The organism is Celeribacter naphthalenivorans (assembly GCF_020524585.1).
Taxonomy (GTDB): domain Bacteria; phylum Pseudomonadota; class Alphaproteobacteria; order Rhodobacterales; family Rhodobacteraceae; genus Celeribacter; species Celeribacter naphthalenivorans.
On sequence record NZ_JAIVLK010000001.1, the window covers coordinates 660,741 to 683,118 of the forward strand.

14 protein-coding genes and 2 pseudogenes are annotated in these 22,378 nt (G+C 61.0%); 10 read left to right on the forward strand and 6 right to left on the reverse strand.

The annotated features are described in order from the left end of the window. Positions 1-122: 122 nt before the first annotated feature. The gene (locus tag LC094_RS03195; protein ID WP_226550353.1) at positions 123-596 is read left to right on the forward strand and encodes an Lrp/AsnC family transcriptional regulator; all 474 of its coding nucleotides are present in this window, start codon (positions 123-125) and stop codon (positions 594-596) included. Between the two features lie 14 nt (positions 597-610). On the opposite strand, the gene rfbA is transcribed toward LC094_RS03195, so the two are convergent. The 4 genes and pseudogenes from rfbA to LC094_RS03215 all read right to left on the reverse strand — a co-directional run. Continuing rightward, positions 611-1,495, reverse strand: coding sequence for a glucose-1-phosphate thymidylyltransferase RfbA (rfbA, locus tag LC094_RS03200; RefSeq protein WP_226550203.1), 885 nt, complete (start codon positions 1,493-1,495; stop codon positions 611-613). After that, on the reverse strand, positions 1,492-2,340 hold the full coding sequence (gene rfbD / locus LC094_RS03205) for a dTDP-4-dehydrorhamnose reductase (protein WP_226550205.1): 849 nt from the start codon (positions 2,338-2,340) through the stop codon (positions 1,492-1,494). The genes rfbA and rfbD overlap by 4 nt, the downstream gene beginning before the upstream one ends. Next, a pseudogene (gene rfbB / locus LC094_RS03210) lies at positions 2,337-3,385 on the reverse strand (dTDP-glucose 4,6-dehydratase). The gene rfbD and the pseudogene rfbB overlap by 4 nt, the downstream one beginning before the upstream one ends. Then, positions 3,382-3,753: pseudogene (locus LC094_RS03215) on the reverse strand (dTDP-4-dehydrorhamnose 3,5-epimerase family protein); the annotation flags it as partial. The pseudogenes LC094_RS03215 and rfbB, both read right to left, overlap by 4 nt. Before the next feature lie 17 nt (positions 3,754-3,770). On the opposite strand from LC094_RS03215, the gene LC094_RS03220 reads away from it, so the two are divergent. The 8 genes from LC094_RS03220 to LC094_RS03255 all read left to right on the forward strand — a co-directional run bounded on the left by LC094_RS03220 (position 3,771) and on the right by LC094_RS03255 (position 17,279). Continuing rightward, a complete protein-coding gene (locus tag LC094_RS03220; protein WP_264186331.1) occupies positions 3,771-3,968 on the forward strand; it encodes an NnrU family protein in 198 nt (65 codons plus the stop codon). A 297-nt stretch (positions 3,969-4,265) separates the two neighbouring features. Next, positions 4,266-6,653, forward strand: a complete 2,388-nt coding sequence (locus LC094_RS03225) for a glycogen/starch/alpha-glucan phosphorylase (protein WP_226550207.1) — start codon at positions 4,266-4,268, stop codon at positions 6,651-6,653. 61 nt (positions 6,654-6,714) lie between these two features. Continuing rightward, on the forward strand, positions 6,715-8,925 hold the full coding sequence (glgB, locus tag LC094_RS03230; RefSeq protein ID WP_226550210.1) for a 1,4-alpha-glucan branching protein GlgB: 2,211 nt from the start codon (positions 6,715-6,717) through the stop codon (positions 8,923-8,925). 30 nt (positions 8,926-8,955) lie between these two features. Beyond that, on the forward strand, positions 8,956-10,215 hold the full coding sequence (gene glgC, locus LC094_RS03235) for a glucose-1-phosphate adenylyltransferase (RefSeq protein WP_226550214.1): 1,260 nt from the start codon (positions 8,956-8,958) through the stop codon (positions 10,213-10,215). Positions 10,216-10,220: 5 nt separating this feature from the next. Then, entirely contained in the window at positions 10,221-11,651 is a 1,431-nt protein-coding gene (glgA, locus tag LC094_RS03240; RefSeq protein WP_226550217.1) for a glycogen synthase GlgA, read from the forward strand. Continuing rightward, positions 11,648-13,738: a glycogen debranching protein GlgX gene (gene glgX, locus LC094_RS03245; RefSeq protein WP_226550220.1), complete on the forward strand. Its 2,091-nt coding sequence runs from the start codon at positions 11,648-11,650 to the stop codon at positions 13,736-13,738. The genes glgA and glgX overlap by 4 nt, the downstream gene beginning before the upstream one ends. After that, on the forward strand, positions 13,731-15,620 hold the full coding sequence (malQ, locus tag LC094_RS03250; protein ID WP_226550222.1) for a 4-alpha-glucanotransferase: 1,890 nt from the start codon (positions 13,731-13,733) through the stop codon (positions 15,618-15,620). Before glgX ends, malQ begins: the two co-directional genes overlap by 8 nt. Positions 15,621-15,647: 27 nt before the next feature. Continuing rightward, positions 15,648-17,279: an alpha-D-glucose phosphate-specific phosphoglucomutase gene (locus LC094_RS03255; RefSeq protein ID WP_226550225.1), complete on the forward strand. Its 1,632-nt coding sequence runs from the start codon at positions 15,648-15,650 to the stop codon at positions 17,277-17,279. Positions 17,280-17,367: 88 nt separating this feature from the next. On the opposite strand, the gene LC094_RS03260 is transcribed toward LC094_RS03255, so the two are convergent. Continuing rightward, a complete protein-coding gene (locus tag LC094_RS03260; protein WP_226550227.1) occupies positions 17,368-18,687 on the reverse strand; it encodes an Nramp family divalent metal transporter in 1,320 nt (439 codons plus the stop codon). 39 nt (positions 18,688-18,726) lie between these two features. On the opposite strand from LC094_RS03260, the gene mntR reads away from it, so the two are divergent. After that, complete coding sequence (gene mntR, locus LC094_RS03265) at positions 18,727-19,191, forward strand: manganese-binding transcriptional regulator MntR (RefSeq protein ID WP_226550229.1); 465 nt, start codon at positions 18,727-18,729, stop codon at positions 19,189-19,191. Positions 19,192-19,257: 66 nt separating this feature from the next. Here the strand turns inward: mntR and LC094_RS03270 are convergent, their stop codons facing one another. Beyond that, entirely contained in the window at positions 19,258-22,365 is a 3,108-nt protein-coding gene (locus LC094_RS03270) for an efflux RND transporter permease subunit (RefSeq protein ID WP_226550231.1), read from the reverse strand. Positions 22,366-22,378 lie beyond the last annotated feature (13 nt).

Sequence of the window (22,378 nt, forward strand, 5' to 3'; positions counted from 1 at the left end):
TGCGTAATCCTAAAAAGAGAGGGTGCGTTCCTTTCACTATACAGGATTTAAACTTGCTCTTTTTCCCATTATCGTGCTTTAGGCGCGTCTAAGTGACCAAAAAATTCGGATTTCATGGTGCAATGGAAAAAGATCTCGATCGTTACGACCGGAAGATTCTCGACTGTCTGGCAACCGACGCCCGGATGTCTTTAACCGAGTTGAGCCAAAGGGTTGGCCTGTCCAAGAACCCGGTTGCGCTGCGGGTCAAGGCGCTGGAGCAGGCGGGGGTCATCGTCGGTTATCGCGCGATCCTGTCGACGCAGCGGCTGGGGCTGAGCCATGTGTCCTTTGTCGAGGTCAAGCTGGACGATACCCGCGATGCGGCGCTCAGCAAATTCAACGCGGCGGTGAAAAACGTGCCGGAGATCGCCGAATGCCACATGATTGCGGGCAATTTCGATTATCTCCTAAAGGTGCGCACCGGCTCGATGGAAGCCTACCGCGAGGTCATGGGGCGCAAAATCTCCAGCCTGCCGCATGTGCAATCCACCTCAACCTTCGTGGCGATGGAAGCGGTGGTGGAGCAAACCAACCCACCGCTTCCAGAGGCGTGACAGGGCGCTGAGGCTCAGATCTGTTTCTGACGCATCAGCGTTTTGAGATATGTGCCATAGGCGGTTTTCTGGAACATCTCAGCATGTTTCGCCATCTGCGCGTCGTCGATCCAGCCTTGGGTATAGGCAATCTCTTCGGGACAGCCCGATTGCATCCCCTGACGCAGCGCCAGTGTCCGAACGAAGTTGCCCGCATCCAACAGCGAGCCATGGGTGCCCGTGTCGAGCCAAGCATAGCCACGCCCCATACGTTCCACGGACAGCGTGCCGTCCTTGAGATAGCTTTCCAGAAGGGTGACGATTTCCAACTCGCCGCGGGCAGAGGGTTTGACCTCCCGCGCCCGGCGCGGCGCATCGCCATCGAGGAAATAGAGGCCTGTGACGGCGTAATTCGACGGCGGCACCTCGGGTTTCTCAATGATCTCCTCGACCATGCCATCGCGGTCGAATTTCACAACACCGTAGCGCTCGGGATCGGCGACGTGATAGCCAAACACCGTGCCACCCGTGTCGCGCGCATCCGCGGCGGCCAACATTTCCGGCAGGCCGTGACCGAAAAAGATATTGTCGCCCAAGACCATCGCGGACGGCGCACCATCGAGGAAGTCTTCGGCCAAAAGATAGGCCTGCGCCAGACCGTCGGGGGAGGGCTGTTGGATATAGGTGAGCGACAGGCCCCATTGGCTGCCGTCGCCCAAAAGATGTTGGAACTGGTGCTGATCTTCGGGTGTGGTGATCACCGCGATCTCGCGAATGCCTGCCAGCATGAGAACCGACAAGGGATAGTAGATCATCGGTTTGTCATAGACCGGCATGAGCTGTTTCGACACCGCCATGGTCAATGGATAAAGCCGCGTGCCGGAGCCGCCTGCGAGGATGATGCCTTTGCGGTCGGTCATTTTTGCACCTCCAGATCGCTGAGCACCAGAGCCAGCTCTTCGCGCCAGTTGGGACGCGGGATGCCGAACACGGCCTCGGTCGTGCGACAGTCGAGGCGGCTGTTGGCGGGACGTGCGGCGGGTGTCGGGTAGTCGCAGCTTGGGACGTCCTGCACCGCGATGTGTTTGCCGCTTTGGGCGAAAATTTCGCGGGCGAAGTCGGCCCAGCTCACGTCCGGCGTGCCGCTGAAATGATAGGTCCCGGCCACGCCCTCGTCCCGTTTCAACCGCTCGGCGATGGCGACACAGGCATGCGCGATGGCGCGCGCAGAGGTCGGGCCGCCGATCTGATCGGAGACCACCGTCAGAGTGTCGCGGGTCTCGGCGAGGCGCAGCATGGTCTTGACGAAATTATTGTCGTGCGCCGAGAACACCCAGGAGGTGCGCAGGATCGCGAAAGCGCCGCCTGCCGCGCGCACACCGTTTTCGCCCGCAAGTTTGGTGCGGCCATAGGCCCCCAAAGGCTCGGTCGGATGCTCCGGCGCAAAACCGGTCTCGCCCGCGCCGTCGAACACGTAATCCGTCGAAATCTGCACGAAGGGAATGCCCAGCTCGGCACAGGCCTCGGCCATGGCGGTGGGGGCGGCGGCGTTGATCAGATGGGCGAGGGGCTCTTCTTCTTCGGCCTTGTCCACGGCGGTGTAGGCGGCGGCATTGATCACCGCATCGGGTTTGAGATCCCGAATTTTTTGCGCGCAGGACGCGGGGTCGCTGAGATCGGCCTCCTCACGGCTCAGGAATGTGGCCTTGGGCAGGAGCCGCGCAAGCTCTGTCGCCACCTGACCGGATTTTCCGAAAACAATCATGCCTTTACTCCCAAACGTTCACCGACGCCGTGGCGATCTTGCAGCGCGCGCCACCACGCTTCGTTGTCGAGATACCAGTCTACCGTCTGTGTCAGCCCTTGCTCGACCGTCACGGATGGCCGCCAGCCAAGCTCGTCGCGGATACGGGTCGGATCGATCGCATAGCGCGCGTCATGGCCCGGACGATCCGTCACGAAAGTGATCTGATCGGCGTAGGACCCGGTGTCTTTCGGGCGCTTTTCATCGAGAATGGCACAGAGCGTTTGCACCAGCTCAAGATTGCTCCGCTCATTCTCGCCGCCGATGTTGTAGCTGCGCCCGATCGTGCCTTTTCCACCACGAGCAAAAGCGCGTCGGCGTGATCCTCGACATAGAGCCAGTCGCGAATATTGGACCCGTCGCCGTAGATCGGCAGCGGTTTTCCGGCCAAAGCGTTGAGGATGATCACCGGGATCAGTTTTTCGGGGAAATGATAGGGGCCGTAATTGTTCGAGCAATTGGTCAGCACGACGGGCAAGCCATAGGTCTCATGCCAGGCGCGCACCAGATGATCCGAGCTGGCTTTCGACGCCGAATAGGGCGAGCGCGGATCATAGGGCGTGTCTTCGGTGAATTGCACGGATTTGTCTGCGGGCAGAGAGCCAAAGACCTCATCGGTGGAGATGTGGTGAAAGCGGAAATCCTTCGGCTTGCCCGCCTCAATCCAATATTTGCGCGCCGCTTCCAGCATGTTGAAGGTGCCGGTGATGTTGGTCTCGATGAAATCTCCCGGCCCGTCGATGGAGCGGTCGACATGGCTTTCGGCGGCCAGATGCATCACCGCGTCGGGTTTGTGTTGGGCAAAGACCCTGTCCAGACCCTCACGGTCGCGAATATCGACCTGTTCAAAGGCGTAAAGTGGGCCCTCGGCGACAGAGGCCACATTGTCGAGACAGGCCGCATAGGTCAACGCATCGACATTGATCACCTCATGTCCGCGTGAGATTGCCAATCGTACCACCGCAGAGCCAATGAACCCCGCGCCACCCGTTACCAATAGCTTCATGTCTTGTCCTTCGTGAACGGCGTCTCAAAGGCCGCAAACTCTTGTGCTTTTTCGTCTTTTTCCGAGATCACCGGTGTGATCCCGTCCAGCGGCCAGTCGATGTCGCAGCTGTCCCATTTCACCGCGCCGTCGCACTCGGGCGCATAGTGATCGGTGCATTTGTAGATGATCTCACTGTCGGGCTCCAAGGTCATGAACCCATGCAGGAACCCGGCCGGAATCCAGAGCTGCACGCCGTTCTCAAACGACAGTTCCTCGCCATACCAATGCCCGTAGGTCTCAGAGTCCTTGCGCGCGTCCACCGCCACGTCGAAAATCCGACCCCGGCCACAGCGCACGAGCTTGCCCTGCGCATGCTGCGGGTTTTGCTGTGCTGGGAGGCAAGATGATCACAGGGCGCAAGCGGCGCGTGATGGGGGCCAAATACGACCGGCTCTGGGCCGAGACCCGCGCCCTGCCGATCTCGCGGCTGCTCTGGCCGCTGTCCTCGAAGGTGATCCTGCGTCTTTTGGCGGGGCTTTTGCTCTATGGCGGTTTGATCATGGCCCATGGGCCGGTGATCGGCGTCAGCCCGCTGTTTTGAGGCGAAGACCCGCCTGATATTTGAAAGCGCCTGCATAAAACATTCATACTCTGCGCCTAGGAAGGGGGAGAGAAAGACGATGCGGCGGGTTTTGGCCGGGATCAATGCACATTTGCTGCTGGAACAGGCGATGTCAGGGGGCAGATGTCTTCAAATGTTCGATTAGGATGCAAATGCCGCACCGCAGCCAGAAAATGAAGAGGGCCACCTTGCCATAGCGAAACTTTAGGTCTTAGCTGGTGAGGAAACAGTGTCTTACGAGTGTTCTCCCCCTCTCTTTTAGTCATAAGGTGATCCATGGTGCGAACTGCCCAGACCCCGAATTTCCGCGACGCTCTTCTTCAGCATCTCACCTATACGATGGGCAAGGACCCGGAACACGCGCAGTTCTTCGATTGGCGGATGGCCTTGAGCCATGCGATCCGGGATCGGATTGTTGACACTTGGGTCGCCTCGACGCGCAAGACCTATGAGCAAGACGGCAAGCGGGTCTATTACCTCTCGATGGAATTCCTGATTGGGCGGCTTTTGGAAGACGGGATTTTCAACCTCGATATGGTCGAGGAGGTGAAAGAGGCGCTTGAGAGCTTTGGCATGGACATGCGCACCATTCTGGATGACGAACCGGATGCGGCGCTTGGGAATGGTGGGCTTGGGAGGCTTGCGGCCTGTTTCCTCGACAGCCTCTCGACACTGGGCTGTCCGGCCTATGGCTATGGCATCCGCTACGAGAACGGGCTGTTCAAACAGAGCTTTGTCGAGGGCCGTCAGGTCGAAAGCCCGGAGACGTGGCTCCAGGAGCCGCACCCGTGGGAATTCGAGCGCCCGGAAGTGCGCATCAACATCGGGTTCGGTGGCGATGTCGCCTATGAGAATGGCAAGCCGATCTGGCGCCCCTCCGAAATGATTCAGGCCGAAGCCTTTGACACCCCCATCGTCGGCTGGCAGGGACGCTGGGCCAACACGCTCAGGCTCTGGTCGGGCCGCGCGGTCGATCCCTTTGATCTGGACCTGTTCAACTCCGGCGATTTTGCCGCCGCTTCCGAACACGAAGCGCTGGCGCGGACCATCTCGCGCGTGCTTTACCCGGAGGACAGCAACGAGGCCGGGAAAGAACTGCGTCTCAAGCAGGAATATTTCTTCTCCGCCGCCTCGATCCGCGACATCCTACGTCGTTTTGACAGCCATCATAACGATTTGAAACTGCTGCCGAAAAAGATCGCGATCCAGCTCAACGACACGCATCCGGCGATTGCCGGGCCTGAGCTGTTGCGCATCCTGCATGACGAACGGGGTCTGTCCTTTGAGGAGGCGCTTGAGATCGTCCACGGCTGTATCAACTACACCAACCACACGCTTTTGCCTGAGGCTTTGGAGCGGTGGGACGAGCGCCTGTTCGGGCGTCTTCTGCCGCGTCACATCGACATCATCAACCGCATCGACGACGCCCATTACCGCGCCAATCCGCACCGAACGCTGTCGTCGCGCTCCGACGGTCAGGTCAAGATGGGCGAGCTGTCCTTCATCATGGCCAATAAGGTGAACGGCGTTTCCGCGCTGCACTCCGATCTGATGAAAAAGACGGTGTTCAAGGAACTCAACGCGCTGCACCCGGAGCGGATCGTCAATCAGACCAACGGCGTGACCCCGCGCCGCTGGCTGCATTCCTGTAATCCCGGTCTCTCGGGGCTGATCACGGAGACCATCGGCAGAGAATGGATTGCGGATCTTGAGCAGTTGAAAAAGCTTGAACCGTCCATCGAGGACACGGGCTGGCTCGACCGGTTCATGGGCGTGAAATCCGCCAATAAAGCCGCGCTCTGCGACTATGTGGCCGAGGCGCACGGCCTCAAACTCAATCCCGAGGCCATGTTCGATATCCAGATCAAGCGGATGCACGAATACAAACGCCAGCACCTCAATATCCTTGAGACCATCGCCCATTGGCAGGAAATCAAGGACAACCCGAACGCCGATTGGGCACCGCGGGTCAAGATTTTCGCGGGCAAGGCGGCGCAGGGGTATCACTTTGCGAAAGACATCATCCGGCTGATCAACGACGTTGCCAAACTGGTCAATGCCGATGCCGCGACGCGCGATGTCTTGCAGGTGGTGTTCCTGCCGAACTACAACGTGACGCTGGCCGAACGTCTGGTGCCTGCCGCCGATCTGTCGGAACAAATCTCGACGGCGGGCAAGGAGGCTTCCGGCACCGGCAATATGAAATTTGCCCTCAATGGCGCGCCCACCATCGGCACGCTCGATGGCGCCAATGTGGAAATTCGCGACCATGTCGGCGAGGAGAATTTCTTTCTCTTCGGCATGTTGGCCGATGAGGTGATGCAGCGTCGGATGATCCACGATCACGCGCAACAGGCGATCCATGCCGACCCGCGTCTGGGCCGCGCTTTGCAGGCGCTCAGAGATGGCACCTTCAGCCCCGAGGACCCGGGCCGCTACACCCATATCGCCGACAATCTGACCTGGTCGGATTACTTCCTCGTCTGCTCCGATTTCACCGACTATTGGCGCGCCCAACGCGAGGTGGACAAAGCCTATCTGAACCCCAAATCCTGGGCTAAAATGGCGGCGCTGAACACCGCGCGCTCGGGCTGGTTCTCCTCTGATCGCACAATCCGCGGTTACATGTGCGATATTTGGGGAGCTGAAAGTCTTCTTACGTAAAATCAAAGGATTGTGCGGGGGTCCGAATCCTTTAATCTTGCCGTGAACAAAGGAATTTCGCATGGCTCCGGCACAAGATCACGACTTTGCAGACGCGAAGATTTTGTCTCAGATGTGTGAAGGTCGTTTCGACGATCCCTTCGCCATTTTGGGGCCGCACAAAAAGGGTCGGGTGCGGTTTGTGACCGCCTTCGATCCGGGCGCCGAAGAGATCACCGCGCTCTCAGACGGCAAACGCTATCCGCTGGCGCCGGTGACCGGCTACGCGGGGCTGTTTCACGGCAAAGTCTCTGGCACCAAACCCTACCTGCTCGAAGGGCGGCATGGCTCCGTGATCTGGACCATCGAGGACGCCTATCGCTTTGGTCCGGTTCTGGGCGAGATCGACGAATACCTGCTCGGCGAGGGCACGCATCACCACATCTGGAAAGCGCTTGGCGCCCATGTGATGGACCATGAGGGCGCGGAAGGCACGCATTTCGCGGTTTGGGCGCCCAACGCGCGACGCGTCTCTTTGGTGGGCGATTTTAACGCCTGGGACGGGCGTCGTCACGTCATGCGCCGTCGCGGCGCCACGGGGGTGTGGGAGATTTTCATGCCCGGCGTCGGCGAGGGCACGTCTTATAAATACGAGGTGATCGGCGCTTACGGCGAAGTACATCTCAAGGCCGACCCCGTCGGTTTCGGCAGCCAGCACCCGCCGGAAACGGCCTCCGTGGTGCGCGACATCAAGGGCTACGGCTGGTCCGACGCGGCGTGGTTGGAAACCCGCCAGTCCGTCCAGAGCCGCGACAAGCCGATCTCGATCTACGAGGTGCAGCTTGGCTCGTGGAAGCACAAGGAAAACGCTTACGGCGGCGCGCGCCCGATCTCTTATAAAGAGGCGGCGGTCGAGCTGGTGGGCTACGCCAAAGACATGGGGTTCACCCATATCGAGCTGATGCCGATCTCGGAATATCCGTTCGATGGCTCCTGGGGCTATCAACCCGTGGGGCTTTTTGCGCCCACCGTGCGCTTCGGTCCGCCGCATGAGTTCCGCGATCTGGTGAACGCGGCGCATGAGGCGGGGCTTGGCATCCTGATCGACTGGGTGCCGGGGCATTTCCCGACGGACAGCCATGGATTGGGGCAATTCGACGGCACGGCATTGTACGAACATGCCGACCCGCGCGAGGGGTTCCATCAGGATTGGAACACGCTGATCTACAATTACGGCCGTTTGGAAGTGGCCAATTTCCTGACCTCCAACGCGCTTTATTGGTTCGAGGAATATCACATCGACGGGCTGCGCGTGGATGCGGTCGCCTCGATGATCTACCGCGATTATTCGCGCAAGGAGGGCCAGTGGATTCCGAACGCCCAGGGCGGGCGCGAGAATCTCGAAGCCATCTCCATGCTGCAAACCATGAACACACTGACCTATGGCGAGGTGCCGGGGATCATGACCGTGGCGGAGGAAAGCACGGCCTATGCCGGCGTGTCTGCGCCGGTGGAGACGGGCGGGCTTGGCTTTGGCTACAAATGGAACATGGGCTGGATGAACGACACGCTGGACTACATGTCCCGCGAGCCGGTGCATCGCAAATATCACCACCACCAGATGACCTTTGGCCTGCATTACGCGTTTTCCGAGAATTTCATCCTACCGATCAGCCACGACGAAGTGGTCCACGGCAAGAAATCCATGCTCTCGAAAATGCCGGGGGATGAGTGGGAGAAATTCGCCAACCTGCGCGCCTATTACGGCTTTATGTGGGCGCATCCGGGCAAGAAGCTTTTGTTCATGGGGCAGGAATTCGCCCAATGGCAGGAGTGGAACCACGAGGCGGAGATCGATTGGGCCTGTTTGGGCTATCATATGCATGAGGGCGTCCAAAGCCTCGTGCGCGATTTGAACCATCTTTATCAGGGCACGCCCGCGCTTTATGCGAAAGACTGCGAAGGCGAGGGGTTCCAGTGGATTGAGGCCAACGATGCCGAGGCCTCGATCTATGCCTGGGTCCGGCGCGGCACTCCGGGCGATCCGGAGGTCGTCGTGGTCTGCAACTTCACGCCGGTGGAGCGGATGGCCTATAAACTCGGCTTCCCCTCGGAAGGCCGCTGGCAGGAGGCGCTCAACACCGATGCGCAAAGCTACGGCGGCGGCGGGCGCGGCAATATGGGCGGTGTCACCGCCACGCGTGAGGATCAGGACTGGCAGGGCCAACCTGCCGCGGCCACGATTTGCGTGCCGCCGCTCTCGACATTGATTTTTATTAAGGATGGGGCGTGACCCGTCAGGGGCACGTGAGAGGAGAAACAGATGCCACATACGCGCAACAGGCTCTCTGGTCGCACCGTCGCCTTCGTGCTCGCGGGCGGACGCGGCTCGCGGCTCAAGGAGTTGACCAACGAGCGGGTGAAGCCCGCCGTCTATTTTGGCGGCAAGAACCGGATCGTCGATTTCGCGCTCTCGAACGCGCTGAATTCCGGCATTCGCAAGATGGCGATCGCGACGCAATACAAGGCGCATTCGCTCATTCGCCACATTCAACGCGGCTGGACGTTCTTTCGCGCCGAACGCAACGAATTCTTGGATATTCTGCCCGCGTCCCAGCGCTATGAGGAAAGCACATGGTATCGCGGCACGGCGGATGCGGTGGCGCAAAACATCGACATCATCGACAGTTACGACGTGGATTACATCCTGATCCTTGCGGGCGACCACATCTATAAAATGGATTATGAAGTGATGATCCGCCAGCATGTGGACACCGGCGCCGATGTCACCGTCGGCTGCCTCACCGTGGATCGCAAAGAGGCCTCGGCCTTTGGCGTCATGGGCGTCGATGACAAGGACCGCATCACGTCATTCTTGGAAAAACCCGCCGATCCGCCCGGCATTCCGGGCGATGAGACCAAATCTTTGGCCTCGATGGGCATCTATGTTTTCAACTGGAAATTCCTGCGCGAACGCCTGCTGAAAGATATGGAAGACCCGCATTCGAGCCATGATTTCGGCAACGATCTGATCCCCGAGCTGGTCTCGAAAGGCAAGGCGCAGGCGCATCGTTTCACCGACAGCTGCGTGCGCCACCCGGATGCGCCGGCCTATTGGCGCGATGTCGGCACGATTGACGCCTATTGGAAGGCCAATATCGACCTGACCGATTTTACGCCGGAACTGGATCTCTGGGACCGCGACTGGCCGATCTGGACCTATTCGGAGAACACGCCGCCTGCGAAATTCATCCACGACCGCCCCGACCGGCGCGGTTCTGCGGTGAGTTCCATGGTCTCCGGCGGGTGCATCATCTCGGGGACGGAAATCCGCGAAAGCCTGTTGTTCACCCATGTGATGACCAATTCCTATTCCTCTCTGGAACGCGCCGTTGTCTTGCCAAAGGCCTATATTTCAAGGCATTGCCGGTTGAAAAACGTGGTCATTGATCGCGGGGTGCATGTGCCCGAAGGCCTCGTCGTGGGCGAGGACCCGGAGGTCGATGCCAAGTGGTTCCGCGTCTCGCCCGGTGGCGTGACACTGATCACCCAAGAGATGATCGACGCGAGGGCCAGAGGATAATGGCGATGATCCGCGTTCTCTCTGTGACGTCCGAATGTGTGCCGCTGGTGAAAACCGGCGGCTTGGCCGATGTGGCGGGGGCTTTGCCCGGCGCCTTGGCGCCTCTGGGCGTCGAGATGCGCACGCTTTTGCCGGGCTATCGCGCCGTCTTGGAGGCGCAGCCCGAGGCCGAAACCGTGTTCGAGGTCTGGGACCTCTTCGGCGGCTTTGCCCGCATCCGGCGCGGCACGCTCGGCGGTCAGGTGCTCTATATTTTGGACGCGCCGCATCTCTATGACCGCGACGGCTCGCTCTACATCGGTCCTGATGGGCACGACTGGGGCGACAATGCGCAGCGCTTTGCCGCGCTCTCTCTGGCCGCCGCAATGATCGCCGCGCATGGCATCGAGGACTGGGTCCCGCAGGCGATCCATATGCACGATTGGCAGGCGGGTCTGACGCCCATTTATCTGCGCGAACTGGGCGCCGCCGAGCGGGTCAAAACGCTGATGACCATCCACAACGTCGCGTTTCAGGGCTGTTTCGGCGCCGATATGATCGGCACACTGGGCCTGCCACCACAGGGGTTCACCGAGGGCGGCTATGAATATTGGGGGCAAATCTCGACGCTCAAAGCCGGGATCATGACCTCGACCAAGGTGACGACCGTCTCGCCCACCTATGCGCGCGAACTGATGGACGGGGCGTTCGGGCTTGGGATGGAGGGCGTTCTGGCCTCTCGCGGCGCGGATTTTTCCGGCATTCTCAACGGGATCGACCTCGACCTCTGGAAGCCCTCCTACACATCGCCCAAGGGCAAGGACAAACACAAGGCGGCGCTGCGCGAGGAGCTTCACCTGCCGGACAGCGACGGCCCGCTGTGCGTTGTGATCTCGCGACTGACCGGGCAAAAGGGCTTTGATCTTCTGCTCGAGGCGCTGCCGAGCCTGTTGGAGCAGGGCGGTCAATTGGCGCTTTTGGGCTCGGGTGAGCCGCATTTTGAGGCGGCCTTTCGCAATGCCGCAGAGAAATACCCCGGCGTCGCCGTGCGCATCGGTTATGACGAAGCCTTCGCGCGACGTCTCATCGAAGGCGGTGATGCGATCCTCGTGCCCTCGCGCTTTGAACCCTGTGGTCTGACCCAGATGTACGGGTTGCGGTTCGGGACGATCCCGGTGGTGACGCTCACCGGCGGGCTGGCCGACACGGTGATCAACGCCAATCCGGCGGCGCTCTCGGCGGGCGTGGCGACGGGTTTGCAGGTCTATCCGCTGACAAAAGAGGCGCTTTCGATGGGGTTGACCCGGCTGTGCGATCTCTACCGCGACACAGACGTCTGGCCGCAGATGATGAAAAACGCCATGGCGCAACCCGTGGGCTGGGACACCTCGGCCAAGGCCTATGCGGCGCTGTTCAAACAGATGGTTGAGAACGATAGCGAGGACGCCCGCGCATGAGTTCCCTGACGATCCTCGGCGGCCATGCCGCGCCTTTGGGCGCGACGTTTGACGGCGAGGGCGTCAATTTTGCGGTGTTTTCCGAACATGCACACCGCATCACGCTTTGCCTCTTTTCGCCGGACGGGCGGGTGGAAACGCATCGCCTCGATCTTCCGGAACGCGATGGCGATGTCTGGCACGGCTATGTGCCGGGGCTCAGGCCCGGTCAGCTCTACGGGCTGCGCGCCGACGGGCCTTACGCGCCCTATGAGGGGCATCGGTTCAATTACAACAAGCTTTTGCTCGACCCTTACGCCAAACGGCTGACCCGGCATCTCGACTGGCATGACGCGGTGATGGGCTACAAGGTCGGGGACAAAGAGGTCGATCTGTCCTTCGATAAACGCGATTCCGCGCGTTACATGCCGCGCTGCGTGGTCGAGGATGTGCTCTTTGCCTGGGGCCGGGACAAGGCGCCGCGCACGTCGACGTCGAAATCGGTGATCTACGAGGCCCATGTCAAAGGCCTGACCCAGCTCCACCCGGATGTGCAGCACAAGGGCAAATTTCTGGGCCTCGCTTCTGATGCGATCCTCGATCATCTGGTGAAACTCGGCGTCACGGCGATTGAGTTGCTGCCCGCGCAGGCCTTTCTCAATGACCGGTTTCTGGTCGAGAAGGGCTTGGTGAATTACTGGGGCTATCAAACACTTGGCTTCTTCGCCCCCGATCCGCGTTACCTTGCACATGACCAAATTGCCGAGTTTCAGCACATGGTCGCACGGCTGCATTCCGCCGGCATCGAGGTGATCATGGATGTGGTTTACAACCACACCGGCGAGGGCAATGAGTTGGGCCCGACGCTGTCGTTTCGCGGCCTTGATAACCGAAGCTATTACCGCCTCGCCGACAATCCGCGCTATTACATCAACGACACTGGCACCGGCAACACGCTCAACATCGACCACCCGATGGTGCTGCGCATGGTGTTGGACAGCTTGCGGTACTGGGTCGAGGAGATGCATGTCGATGGCTTCCGTTTCGACCTTTGCACCACTTTGGGCCGCACGCCGACGGGCTTTGATAGGGGCGCGTCCTTTTTTGACGCGATCCGTCAGGACCCGGTTCTGACCCGCGTGAAACTGATCGCCGAACCGTGGGACATCGGTCCCGGTGGCTACCGCGTCGGGGGCTTTCCGCCGCCGTTTCTGGAATGGAACGACAAGTTTCGCGATGGCATCCGGCGGTTCTGGCGCGGGGATGCGGGGCATGTCGCGGTGCTGGCCGACCGGATCACCGGTTCGGCGCTGCAATTCGACCATTCCGGGCGGCCCGCCACAACGTCGGTCAATTTCGTCACTGCGCATGATGGCTTCACCCTCACCGATGTGGTCAGCTACACCCAGAAACACAATGAGGCCAATGGCGAGGGCAACCGCGACGGCCATGGCGACAATGCGTCCGACAATATGGGCGTCGAAGGCCCGACCGACGATCCCGCGATCTTGGCCGCGCGCGCGCAACGGCGGCGTAACCTCTTGGCGACCGTGATGTTTTCCCAAGGCACACCGATGCTCTTGGCCGGGGACGAGCTGGGCAACAGCCAAAAGGGCAACAACAACGCCTATTGTCAGGACAATGAGATCGGCTGGATCGACTGGTCGCAATCCGATCCCGAGTTCCTCGATTTCGTGCGCCGCCTGATCGCGTTTCGTCGCGAACACCCGATCCTGCGGCAGAAACGGTTTCTGCACGCCCGCGAACGCATCGTGGACGGTATCGAGGATCTGTTCTGGTGGCGGGCCAATGGCGCGCCGATGACGGATGCCGATTGGGCTTGGTCCGATCTGAAAACGCTCTGTGTCGAAATGCGGATCGCTTCCGGCACGCCGGCCTATGCACAGCGCGAAGAAGCTTTGTTCCTGATTTTCAACCGTGGCCCTGCGGTGCCGGTCCATCTTCCGGCCTGCCCGGATGGGCGGCGCTGGCGGCTTTGGATCGACACGGCGCACCCGGAGATCGACGGCGAAGTGGTCGACGCCCCGATGATACAGGCCGCCTGCGAGAGCACATTGGTTCTGGAACTGGAGGCCTATAATGACTGATCTGCGCCTCGAATTGGCCTATGCGCGCGGCATTCACGCCAATTATTACGACCAGATGGGGGTCTATCATGAGACTTCCGTGGAGACCGCCGTGGCGCTTTTGGCCGCTCTCGGGATCAAGGCCGACACAGAGGCCGAGGCCCGAGCGCATCTTGACGCGGGCGATGCCTGGCTGCCGTGGGACATCGTGTTCGAGGCGGGGACCAAGCCCTGGGTCGACATTGGCGAGGCCACATGGCGGCTCACTTTTGAAGATGGCACAAAGACCGAGGGGCGGGGGGCTGGTGCCCTGCCTGTTGTGCCTTTGGGCATCCATCACCTCGAGGCCGATCTGCCGCATGGGGTCCAGCGGATCACGCTTTTGGCCGCGCCTGTGACCATCCCTCTGCCGGATCGCGCCTGGGGCATGACTGTGCCGCTTTATGCGCTTTCACCCGAAGGCATCGGCTCTTATGACGACCTTCTGCCCTTGGTGCAGGGGCTTGGCGAAAGAGGCGGCAGTTTTCTAGGCATGAACCCGGTGCATGCGGGCTTTCCCGCCGATCCGGGCCTCTTTAGCCCCTATACGCCGTCGCATCGTCGGCGCCTCAATGTGCTGCACCTCAAGACCTCGGGCGGGGCGTCAAACCCTCTTGTCGACTATGAAAACGACGGCCCGGCGCGGCTTCAGGCGCTGCGCGAGGCGTTTGAAAAAGATAAGGGGTCCAAAGCGTTCACAGACTATCTTGAGGCCGAGGGGCGCTCGCTTGAAACCTTTGCTCTGCATCAGGCCCTCTCGGATCGTTTCGGGCCGTTCTGGTCGGGCTGGCCGGAGGCCTATCAGGACCCGGAAAGTGCGGAATGCACCGCCGCGCGGGCCGAGTTGAAAGCCGAGATCGGCTTTCACAGCTGGCTGCAATGGCGGGCCGAAGCGGCCCTCACAGAAGCGCAGGCGCAGGCCAAAGCGGCGGGGATGAGCCATGGGCTTTACGTCGATCTGGCGGTTGGTACCCATCCGCATGGCGCGGAAACATGGGAAGATCGCGACAGCTTTGCCTTTGGAGCGTCCTTGGGCGCGCCGCCCGATGCGTTTTCTGCCGAGGGGCAGAACTGGGGCCTCGCACCGTTCAATCCGATCACGCTTCGGGACAAGGCCTATGCGCCTCTGGCGGAGACCTTCGCGCGGCAATTGCGCGTCTCCGGCATGCTGCGGGTCGATCACATCCTTGGCTTCGAGCGCACGTTTTGGGTGCCGCAAAACGCGCCCGGCTCCTATGTGACCATGCCACGCGACTCGATGTTGGCCGTCGCCCGGATCGAGGCGGCGCGCGGCAATGGCGGCGCGGGCGGGATCATCATCGGCGAGGATTTGGGCAATATCCCCGACGGGCTGCGCGATGCGTTGGCCGGGTCGGGGGTCTTGGGCTGTCGCGTGGCGATGTTTGAGCGCTGGCAATGGGACGACCCGGAGTTTAAACCGGCGCAGGAGTATGACCAGGCGGCGATTGCGTCGTTTTCGACCCATGACCTACCGACATGGATGGGCTGGCGTCAAGGGGCCGACATCACGGCACGCGCCCGGATCGGCAGTCTCGACAATGCCCAGACTTCGAAAGATCAGGGCCACCGCACCCGCGAGGTCGAGGCGCTTGATCGGCTTTTGCCCGAGGTGGAGCTGAACACCGGACAGGATGCGCTGCATGACTTTCTGGCCCGCACGCCCTCGCGACTTGTCGCGGTGCAAGCCGAAGTGATTCTTGATATGGTGGATCAACAGAACCTGCCGGGGACCACCAGTGAATACCCGAACTGGCGGCTCAGGCTGCCGGGCGGCGCGAAGGCGCTGGCCAAACATAAGAAACTGGATCGTGTGGCCGAGATCATGCGCCAGAACGACCGATAAAAAGACCGAAGAGAGGAACAATACGCCATGACCCGCCAAGTGGTTGCCACGACCCCCATCGAAGGCCAGAAACCCGGCACCTCCGGGCTGCGCAAGAAAACGCCTGTCTTCATGCAGCCGCATTACCTCGAAAACTTCGTTCAGGCGATTTTCAACGGCACGGGCGGCGCGGAAGGCAAGACCTATGTTCTGGGGGGTGACGGGCGCTATTTCAACGAACGCGCGGCCCAGGTGATCCTGCGCATGGCGGCGGCCAATCGCGCGAAAAAGGTCATCATCGGCCAGAATGCGCTTTTGTCCACGCCGGCGGCCTCGAACCTCATTCGCACGCGCGGCACGAACGGCGGCATCATCATGTCCGCCTCGCACAATCCGGGTGGGCCGACCGAAGATTTCGGCGTCAAGTTCAACACCGCCAACGGTGGCCCGGCACCAGAAAATATCACCCAGAAGATTTTCGAAGAGACGCAGAGCCTGAGTGAATATGCGATCTGCGAGGCGCAGGATGTCGATCTGTCGAAGCTTGGCGTGACGACGATGTTCGGCATGGAGATCGAGGTGATCGACCCGGTGGCGGATTATCATCTTATGATGGAAGAAATCTTTGATTTCGAAGCGATCCGCGATCTCTTTGCCTCCGGCTTCACCCTGCGGTTCGACGCCATGCACGCGGTTACCGGGCCTTATGCCAAGGCCATTCTCGAAGGCTCTCTGGGTGCGCCAGAGGGATCGGTCGTCAACGCCGTGCCCTCGCCGGACTTTGGCGGCGGTCACCCGGACCCGAACCCGATCTGGGCCAAGGAACTGATGGATTTGATGTTCTCTTCGGATGCACCTGACTTTGGCGCAGCTTCCGATGGCGACGGCGACCGCAACATGATCGTCGGCCGCAATGCCTATGTGACGCCCTCGGACAGCCTTGCTGTGCTGGCCGCCAACGCCACTTTGGTGCCGGGCTACAAGGACGGGCTCAAGGGCGTGGCGCGCTCCATGCCGACGTCCCGCGCGCTGGACCGCGTCGCTCATGCCGCCGGGATCGAATGCTACGAGACGCCGACGGGGTGGAAGTTCTTTGGCAACCTTCTGGACGCAGGCCGCGCGACGCTTTGTGGCGAGGAAAGTGCGGGCACAGGCTCGGATCACGTGCGCGAAAAGGACGGGCTTTGGGCCGTGCTGTTTTGGCTCAACGTGCTGGCCGCGCGCGATCAATCCGTGGCCGAGATCATGGCCGATCACTGGGCCAAATATGGGCGCAACTACTATTCGCGCCATGATTACGAGGCGGTGGACAGCGATGCCGCCAATGGTTTGATGGAGGCGCTGCGGACGCGTCTGCCGAACCAGCCGGGGCGGGTGATCGAGGGGATGACCATCGAGACCGCCGATGAGTTTGCCTATGACGATCCGGTCGATGGCTCGCGCTCCGAAGGCCAAGGCATTCGCATCCTCTTCACCGACGGCGGACGCATCGTGTTCCGCCTCTCGGGCACGGGCACCGAAGGCGCGACGCTCCGGGTCTATCTGGAAAAGGTCGAAACCAAGGCGGCGGCGTTGCAGGACAACCCGCAGAACGCGCTGTCGGGGATCATCTCGGCGGCGGATAAGCTCGCGGAAATTCGCAGCCGCACGGGCCGGAATGCGCCCGACGTCATAACATGAGCGCAATGCGCCCGACGTGATCACCTGAGCTTTGTCTCGGAGGACGATGAAAGCCGGGGCGCATTGCCTCGGCTTTTTTTGTGTGCGTTCAATTCGCGAGGAAGGGAATGGGCAGACCGAAGGTTTCAGCCAACAGTACGAAGTTGAGGCCCAGGACGGCGCAGGCGCCCAGGACGGCCAGCACGCGCAAGACCGGCCCGATCCGAAACGCCCCCATCACGTCGCGCTTAGCTGAGAAATACAAGAGCGCCAGCATCGGCACGGGCAGGGCGATGGACAGCACGACCTGCGACATCACCAAGGCCTCGGTGGCGTTTACCCCCATGGCGACCACGGCAAAGGCCGGGACCATGGTGATCAGACGCCGGAGCCAAATCGGGATGCGGATGTGCAGGAAGCCCTGCATGATCATCTGACCGGCCATGGTGCCCACGACTGACGAGGAAATCCCCGAGGCAATCAGCGAGGTCAGGAAAATCGCGGCGGCCGCCGCGCCCAAAAGCGGCGTGAGCGTGTGATAGGCGGTTTCGATCTCGGCCACCTCGGAATGGCCTTGGTGAAAGGCGCTGGCGGCCATCATGACCATCGCCATATTGACCATGCCTGCGACGGCGAGGGCCAGAACCACTTCGGTGTTGGAATAGCTCAAAACGCGCCGCCGGTCGGTGTCGTCCCGCATCACGGCGCGCGATTGCGTCAGGCCGGAGTGCAGGTAGATCGCATGGGGCATCACGGTCGCACCGATGATGCCGACGGCGATGGTCAGCGCGGCAGTGTCGGGCAGATTGGGCGTCACAAGGCCGGTCGCCGTGGCGCCCCAGTCGATGGGGGCGATGAGGATTTCCGCGAGATAACAGAGGCCTATGAGGCCCACCATGGCGCCGATGATCAGTTCCATCGGGCGAAACCCGCGGCCCTCGAAAATCAGGATGCTATAGGTCACAATCGCGGTGATCCCCATGCCGACGATCAGCGGCAGGTTGAACAAAAGCGCAAGCCCAATGGCGCCGCCCAGGAACTCTGCGAGATCGGTGGCCATGGCGGCCACCTCGCTCACCGCCCACATGACCCAGACCAGAGGCCGGGGCAGGTGATCGCGGGACAATTCGGCGAGGTTTTTGCCGGTGACGATGCCAAGCCGCGCGGAAAGCGCCTGAAACAGCATGGCGATGAGGTTGGCCAAGAGCACGACCCAGAGAAGCGTATAGCCATAGCCCGCACCGGCTTGGATGTTGGTCGCGTAATTGCCGGGGTCCATATAGGCGACAGAGGCGATGATCGCGGGACCGGCAAAGAGCAACCGGCTGCGCCAGCCGTGGCGCTGTCCAGTGAGGACGGCGGTGATGCCGTTTTGGGTTCTGCGCGTCAGATCCTGTCGGCCGGAGGATTGCCGTGTGGCGTTTTGCATGGGACTCACATCTATTGCCCTATGGATGATATATAGCCTATGCTATATTTAAATCAATCGAAGTTTTTGCAGACGCAGCAAAGGGGAGAGGCGATGACAGAGGTGGATCAGGCGGATCGCTTTGCACGCGCGCGAGAGGCGCAATCCGTGGCCCTCATTGAGGATTACGTCGAGATGATCGGCGATCTGATCGCAGAACTGGGCGAGGCGCGGGTGGCGGACATCGCCGAACGCATGGGCGTCGCGCAGCCGACCGCGACCAAGGCCGTCGCGCGGCTCAAACGCGAAGGTTTTGCCACCTCGCGACCTTACCGCGGCGTGTTTCTGACCGAAGAGGGCGCAGCGCTGGCGGAGCGTGTGCGCGCGCGGCATCGGACCGTGGTGGCGCTTTTGGTGGCCGTGGGGGTGCCCGAAGAGGTGGCGGAACTGGATGCCGAGGGGATCGAACATCACGTCTCAGAGCAATCTCTCAAGGCTTTTGAGCAGTTCTTGCAGGGCAAATAATCGGGAGAACAAAAACAAAAAAGGCCGGGCAATGTGCCCGGCCTTTTGGATGATATGTGGTGCGGATCAGGCCAGTTTCTTTTTGGTGCCGAAGATCTTGGTGATGATCACGAAGAACAGCGGCACGAAGAGGATGCCCAGAACCGTGCCGGTGATGGTGCCGCCGAGCACGGCTGCGCCCACGGCCATCCGGCCACCGGCGCCTGCGCCCGTGGACAGAACCAGCGGCACAACGCCCAAGGAGAAGGCCATGGAGGTCATGACGATCGGGCGGAAACGCTGTTTCGCGGCGGTCAGCACAGCCTCAAGAAGATCATGCCCGGCCTCGACCTGTTCTTTTGCGAACTCGACGATCAGAATGGCGTTCTTGCCGGTCAGACCGATCACGGTCAAAAGACCCACTTGGAAGAACACACCGTTCTGGAAGCCGAAATGCCAGGCGGTGAAGAGCGTGCCCAAGATCCCCACCGGCATGGCGAGCATGACGGAGAAGGGGATCGCCCAGCTTTCATAAAGCGCCGCGAGACAGAAGAAGATCGCCGCCAAGGAAAGCATGTAGAGCATCGGCGCCTGCGAACCGGATTCGCGTTCCTCGAGCGACAGACCGGTCCAGGCGACCGAAAAGTTGCCGGGGATTTGCGCCACGAGGTTTTCGATTTCTGACATGGCTTCGCCGGTGGAGACGCCCGGGGCAGGGGAGCCCTGAATCTGCATCGACGGCGTGCCGTTGTAGCGGTTCAGACCCTGCGGACCGTAGATCCAGCGCTCGGAGGTGAAGTTCGAGAACGGCACCAACTCGCCGGAGCTGTTGCGAACCCGCCATTTCTGCAAGTCACTCGGGGTCGCCCGGGACTCGGCCTCACCCTGCACATAGACGCGCTTGGTGCGGCCCTGATCGTTGAAGTCGTTGACGTAGGAGCCAGCCATCGCGATCGACAAGGTGTTGCCGACCTCGGAGGGATCAACCCCCATGGCACCCGCCGCACGCCAGTCGATGTCCAGTTTGAACTGGGTCGCATCCTCAAGACCCGAGGGGCGCACGGAGGCGATGAGCGGGCTTTGTGTGGCCATGCCCAAAAGCTGGTTGCGGGCCTCCAGAAGCTGTTCGTGGCTCTGACCGGCCGGGGCCTGAATGTAGAAGTCAAAACCCGAGACGTTGCCCAGTTCGATCACCGCAGGCGGCACGATGGGGAAGGCCATGGCTTCTTGGATGCCCATCATCGCCGGGAAGGCACGGCCCGCCATGGCTTGCACGGATTGCTGCGCTTCGGGGCGTTCCTCCCAGTCCTTGAGACGCACAAAGGCGAGGCCGTTGTTTTGTCCCACACCAGCGAAGGAGAAGCCGACGACGGAGAAGACCGAGTCCACATTGTCGCTCTCTGCGGAGAGGAAATAGTCGCGGAGTTGATCGGTGGCGGCCTGAGTGTTCTCTGCGGTCGAACCCGACGGGCCTTGGACCAGCGCCATCATGATACCCTGATCTTCGTCCGGCAGGAACCCGGTGGGGGTCTGCATGAACAGCCAGACGATGCCACCGCCCATGAGGGCGTAGACCGCCACCATGCGCAGCGGACGGCGGATGATGTAGCCGACCGTACCGCCGTAGCCGCCGGAGAGCTTGTCGAAGACCTTGTTGAACCAGCCGAACGGGCCGCGCGCCGTGTGATGCACGTCCTTGCCGCGCAGAAGCGTCGCACAGAGCGCGGGCGTCAGCGTCAAGGCCACAAGCACAGAGAGCATCATCGCGGAGACGATGGTGATCGAGAACTGGCGATAGATCACACCGGTGGAGCCGCCGAAGAAGGCCATGGGCACGAACACGGCGGAAAGCACGAGTGCGATGCCGACCAATGCGCCGGTGATCTGGCTCATGGATTTCTTGGTCGCTTCACGGGGCCCGAGGCCCTCTTCTTCCATGATGCGTTCGACGTTTTCCACCACCACGATGGCGTCATCGACCAACAGGCCGATGGCCAGCACCATGGCGAGCATCGTCAGGACGTTGATCGAGAACCCGAAGGCCGCGAGGATCGCGAAGGTGCCGAGGATCACGACCGGCACGGCGAGCGTCGGGATGAGCGTCGCGCGCAGGTTTTGCAGGAACAGAAGCATCACGAAGAACACCAGGATGATGGCTTCGATCAGGGTTTTCTGCACCTCGTGAATCGAGATCTCGATGAAGGGCGTGGTGTCGTAAGGGATCACATAGGTCATGCCCTCGGGGAAATATTCGGCATATTCCTCGACCATCTCACGCACGCGGTGCGAGGTGTCGAGCGCGTTGGCGCCCGGTGCCAGCTGGATCGCCATGCCGGAGGCCGGTTTGCCGTTATATTCCGCGATGGTCATGTAGTTTTCCGCGCCGACTTCGACACGGGCCACATCTTCGAGCAGCACAAGCCCGCCGCCCTGTTCTGAGCGCAGAATGATGTTGCGGAAATCTTCCGGGGTCTCCAACAGGGACTGCGCCGTGATCGTGGCGGTAAAGGCCTGACCGTCAGGCGACGGCATGGAGCCGAAAGAGCCAGCGGAGATTTGGGCGTTGTAGCCGGAGATTGCACCAGTCACATCCGTCGGCGTCATGTCAAACGCGGCAAGTTTCGACGGATCGAGCCAGATGCGCATGGCGTATTTTGCGCCAAACACCTGTGTGCCACCCACGCCTTCGATCCGGCTGAAGGCATCCACGAGGTTGGAGTTCAGATAGTCCGAGAGGTCGGACTGATCCATGCTGCCATCCTCGGAAATCACCCCGATCACCATCAGGAAGCCGGCGGAGGATTTCTGCACGGTCACACCCTGACGTTGCACCGCATCGGGCAGCAAAGCCGTGGCCTGTGACAGTTTGTTCTGCACCTGCACCTGCGCGATGTCCGGGTCGGTGCCGGTCTCGAAGGTCAGTGTGATCTGCGAGGAGCCCGACGAGGTGGAGGAGGAAGACATGTAGCGCATACCGTCGAGACCCGTCATCTGTTGTTCGATGATCTGGGTGACGGTATTTGCCACCGTTTCCGCAGAGGCGCCCGGATAGGTCGCCCGCACGGAGACGGAGGGCGGCGCGATCTGAGGATATTGCGCCACGGGCAGGGTGAAGATCGACAAAAGGCCGATCCCCATGATCAAGATGGAAATCACCCAGGCAAAGACCGGGCGGTCGATGAAAAAACGAGCCATAATATCAGGTCCT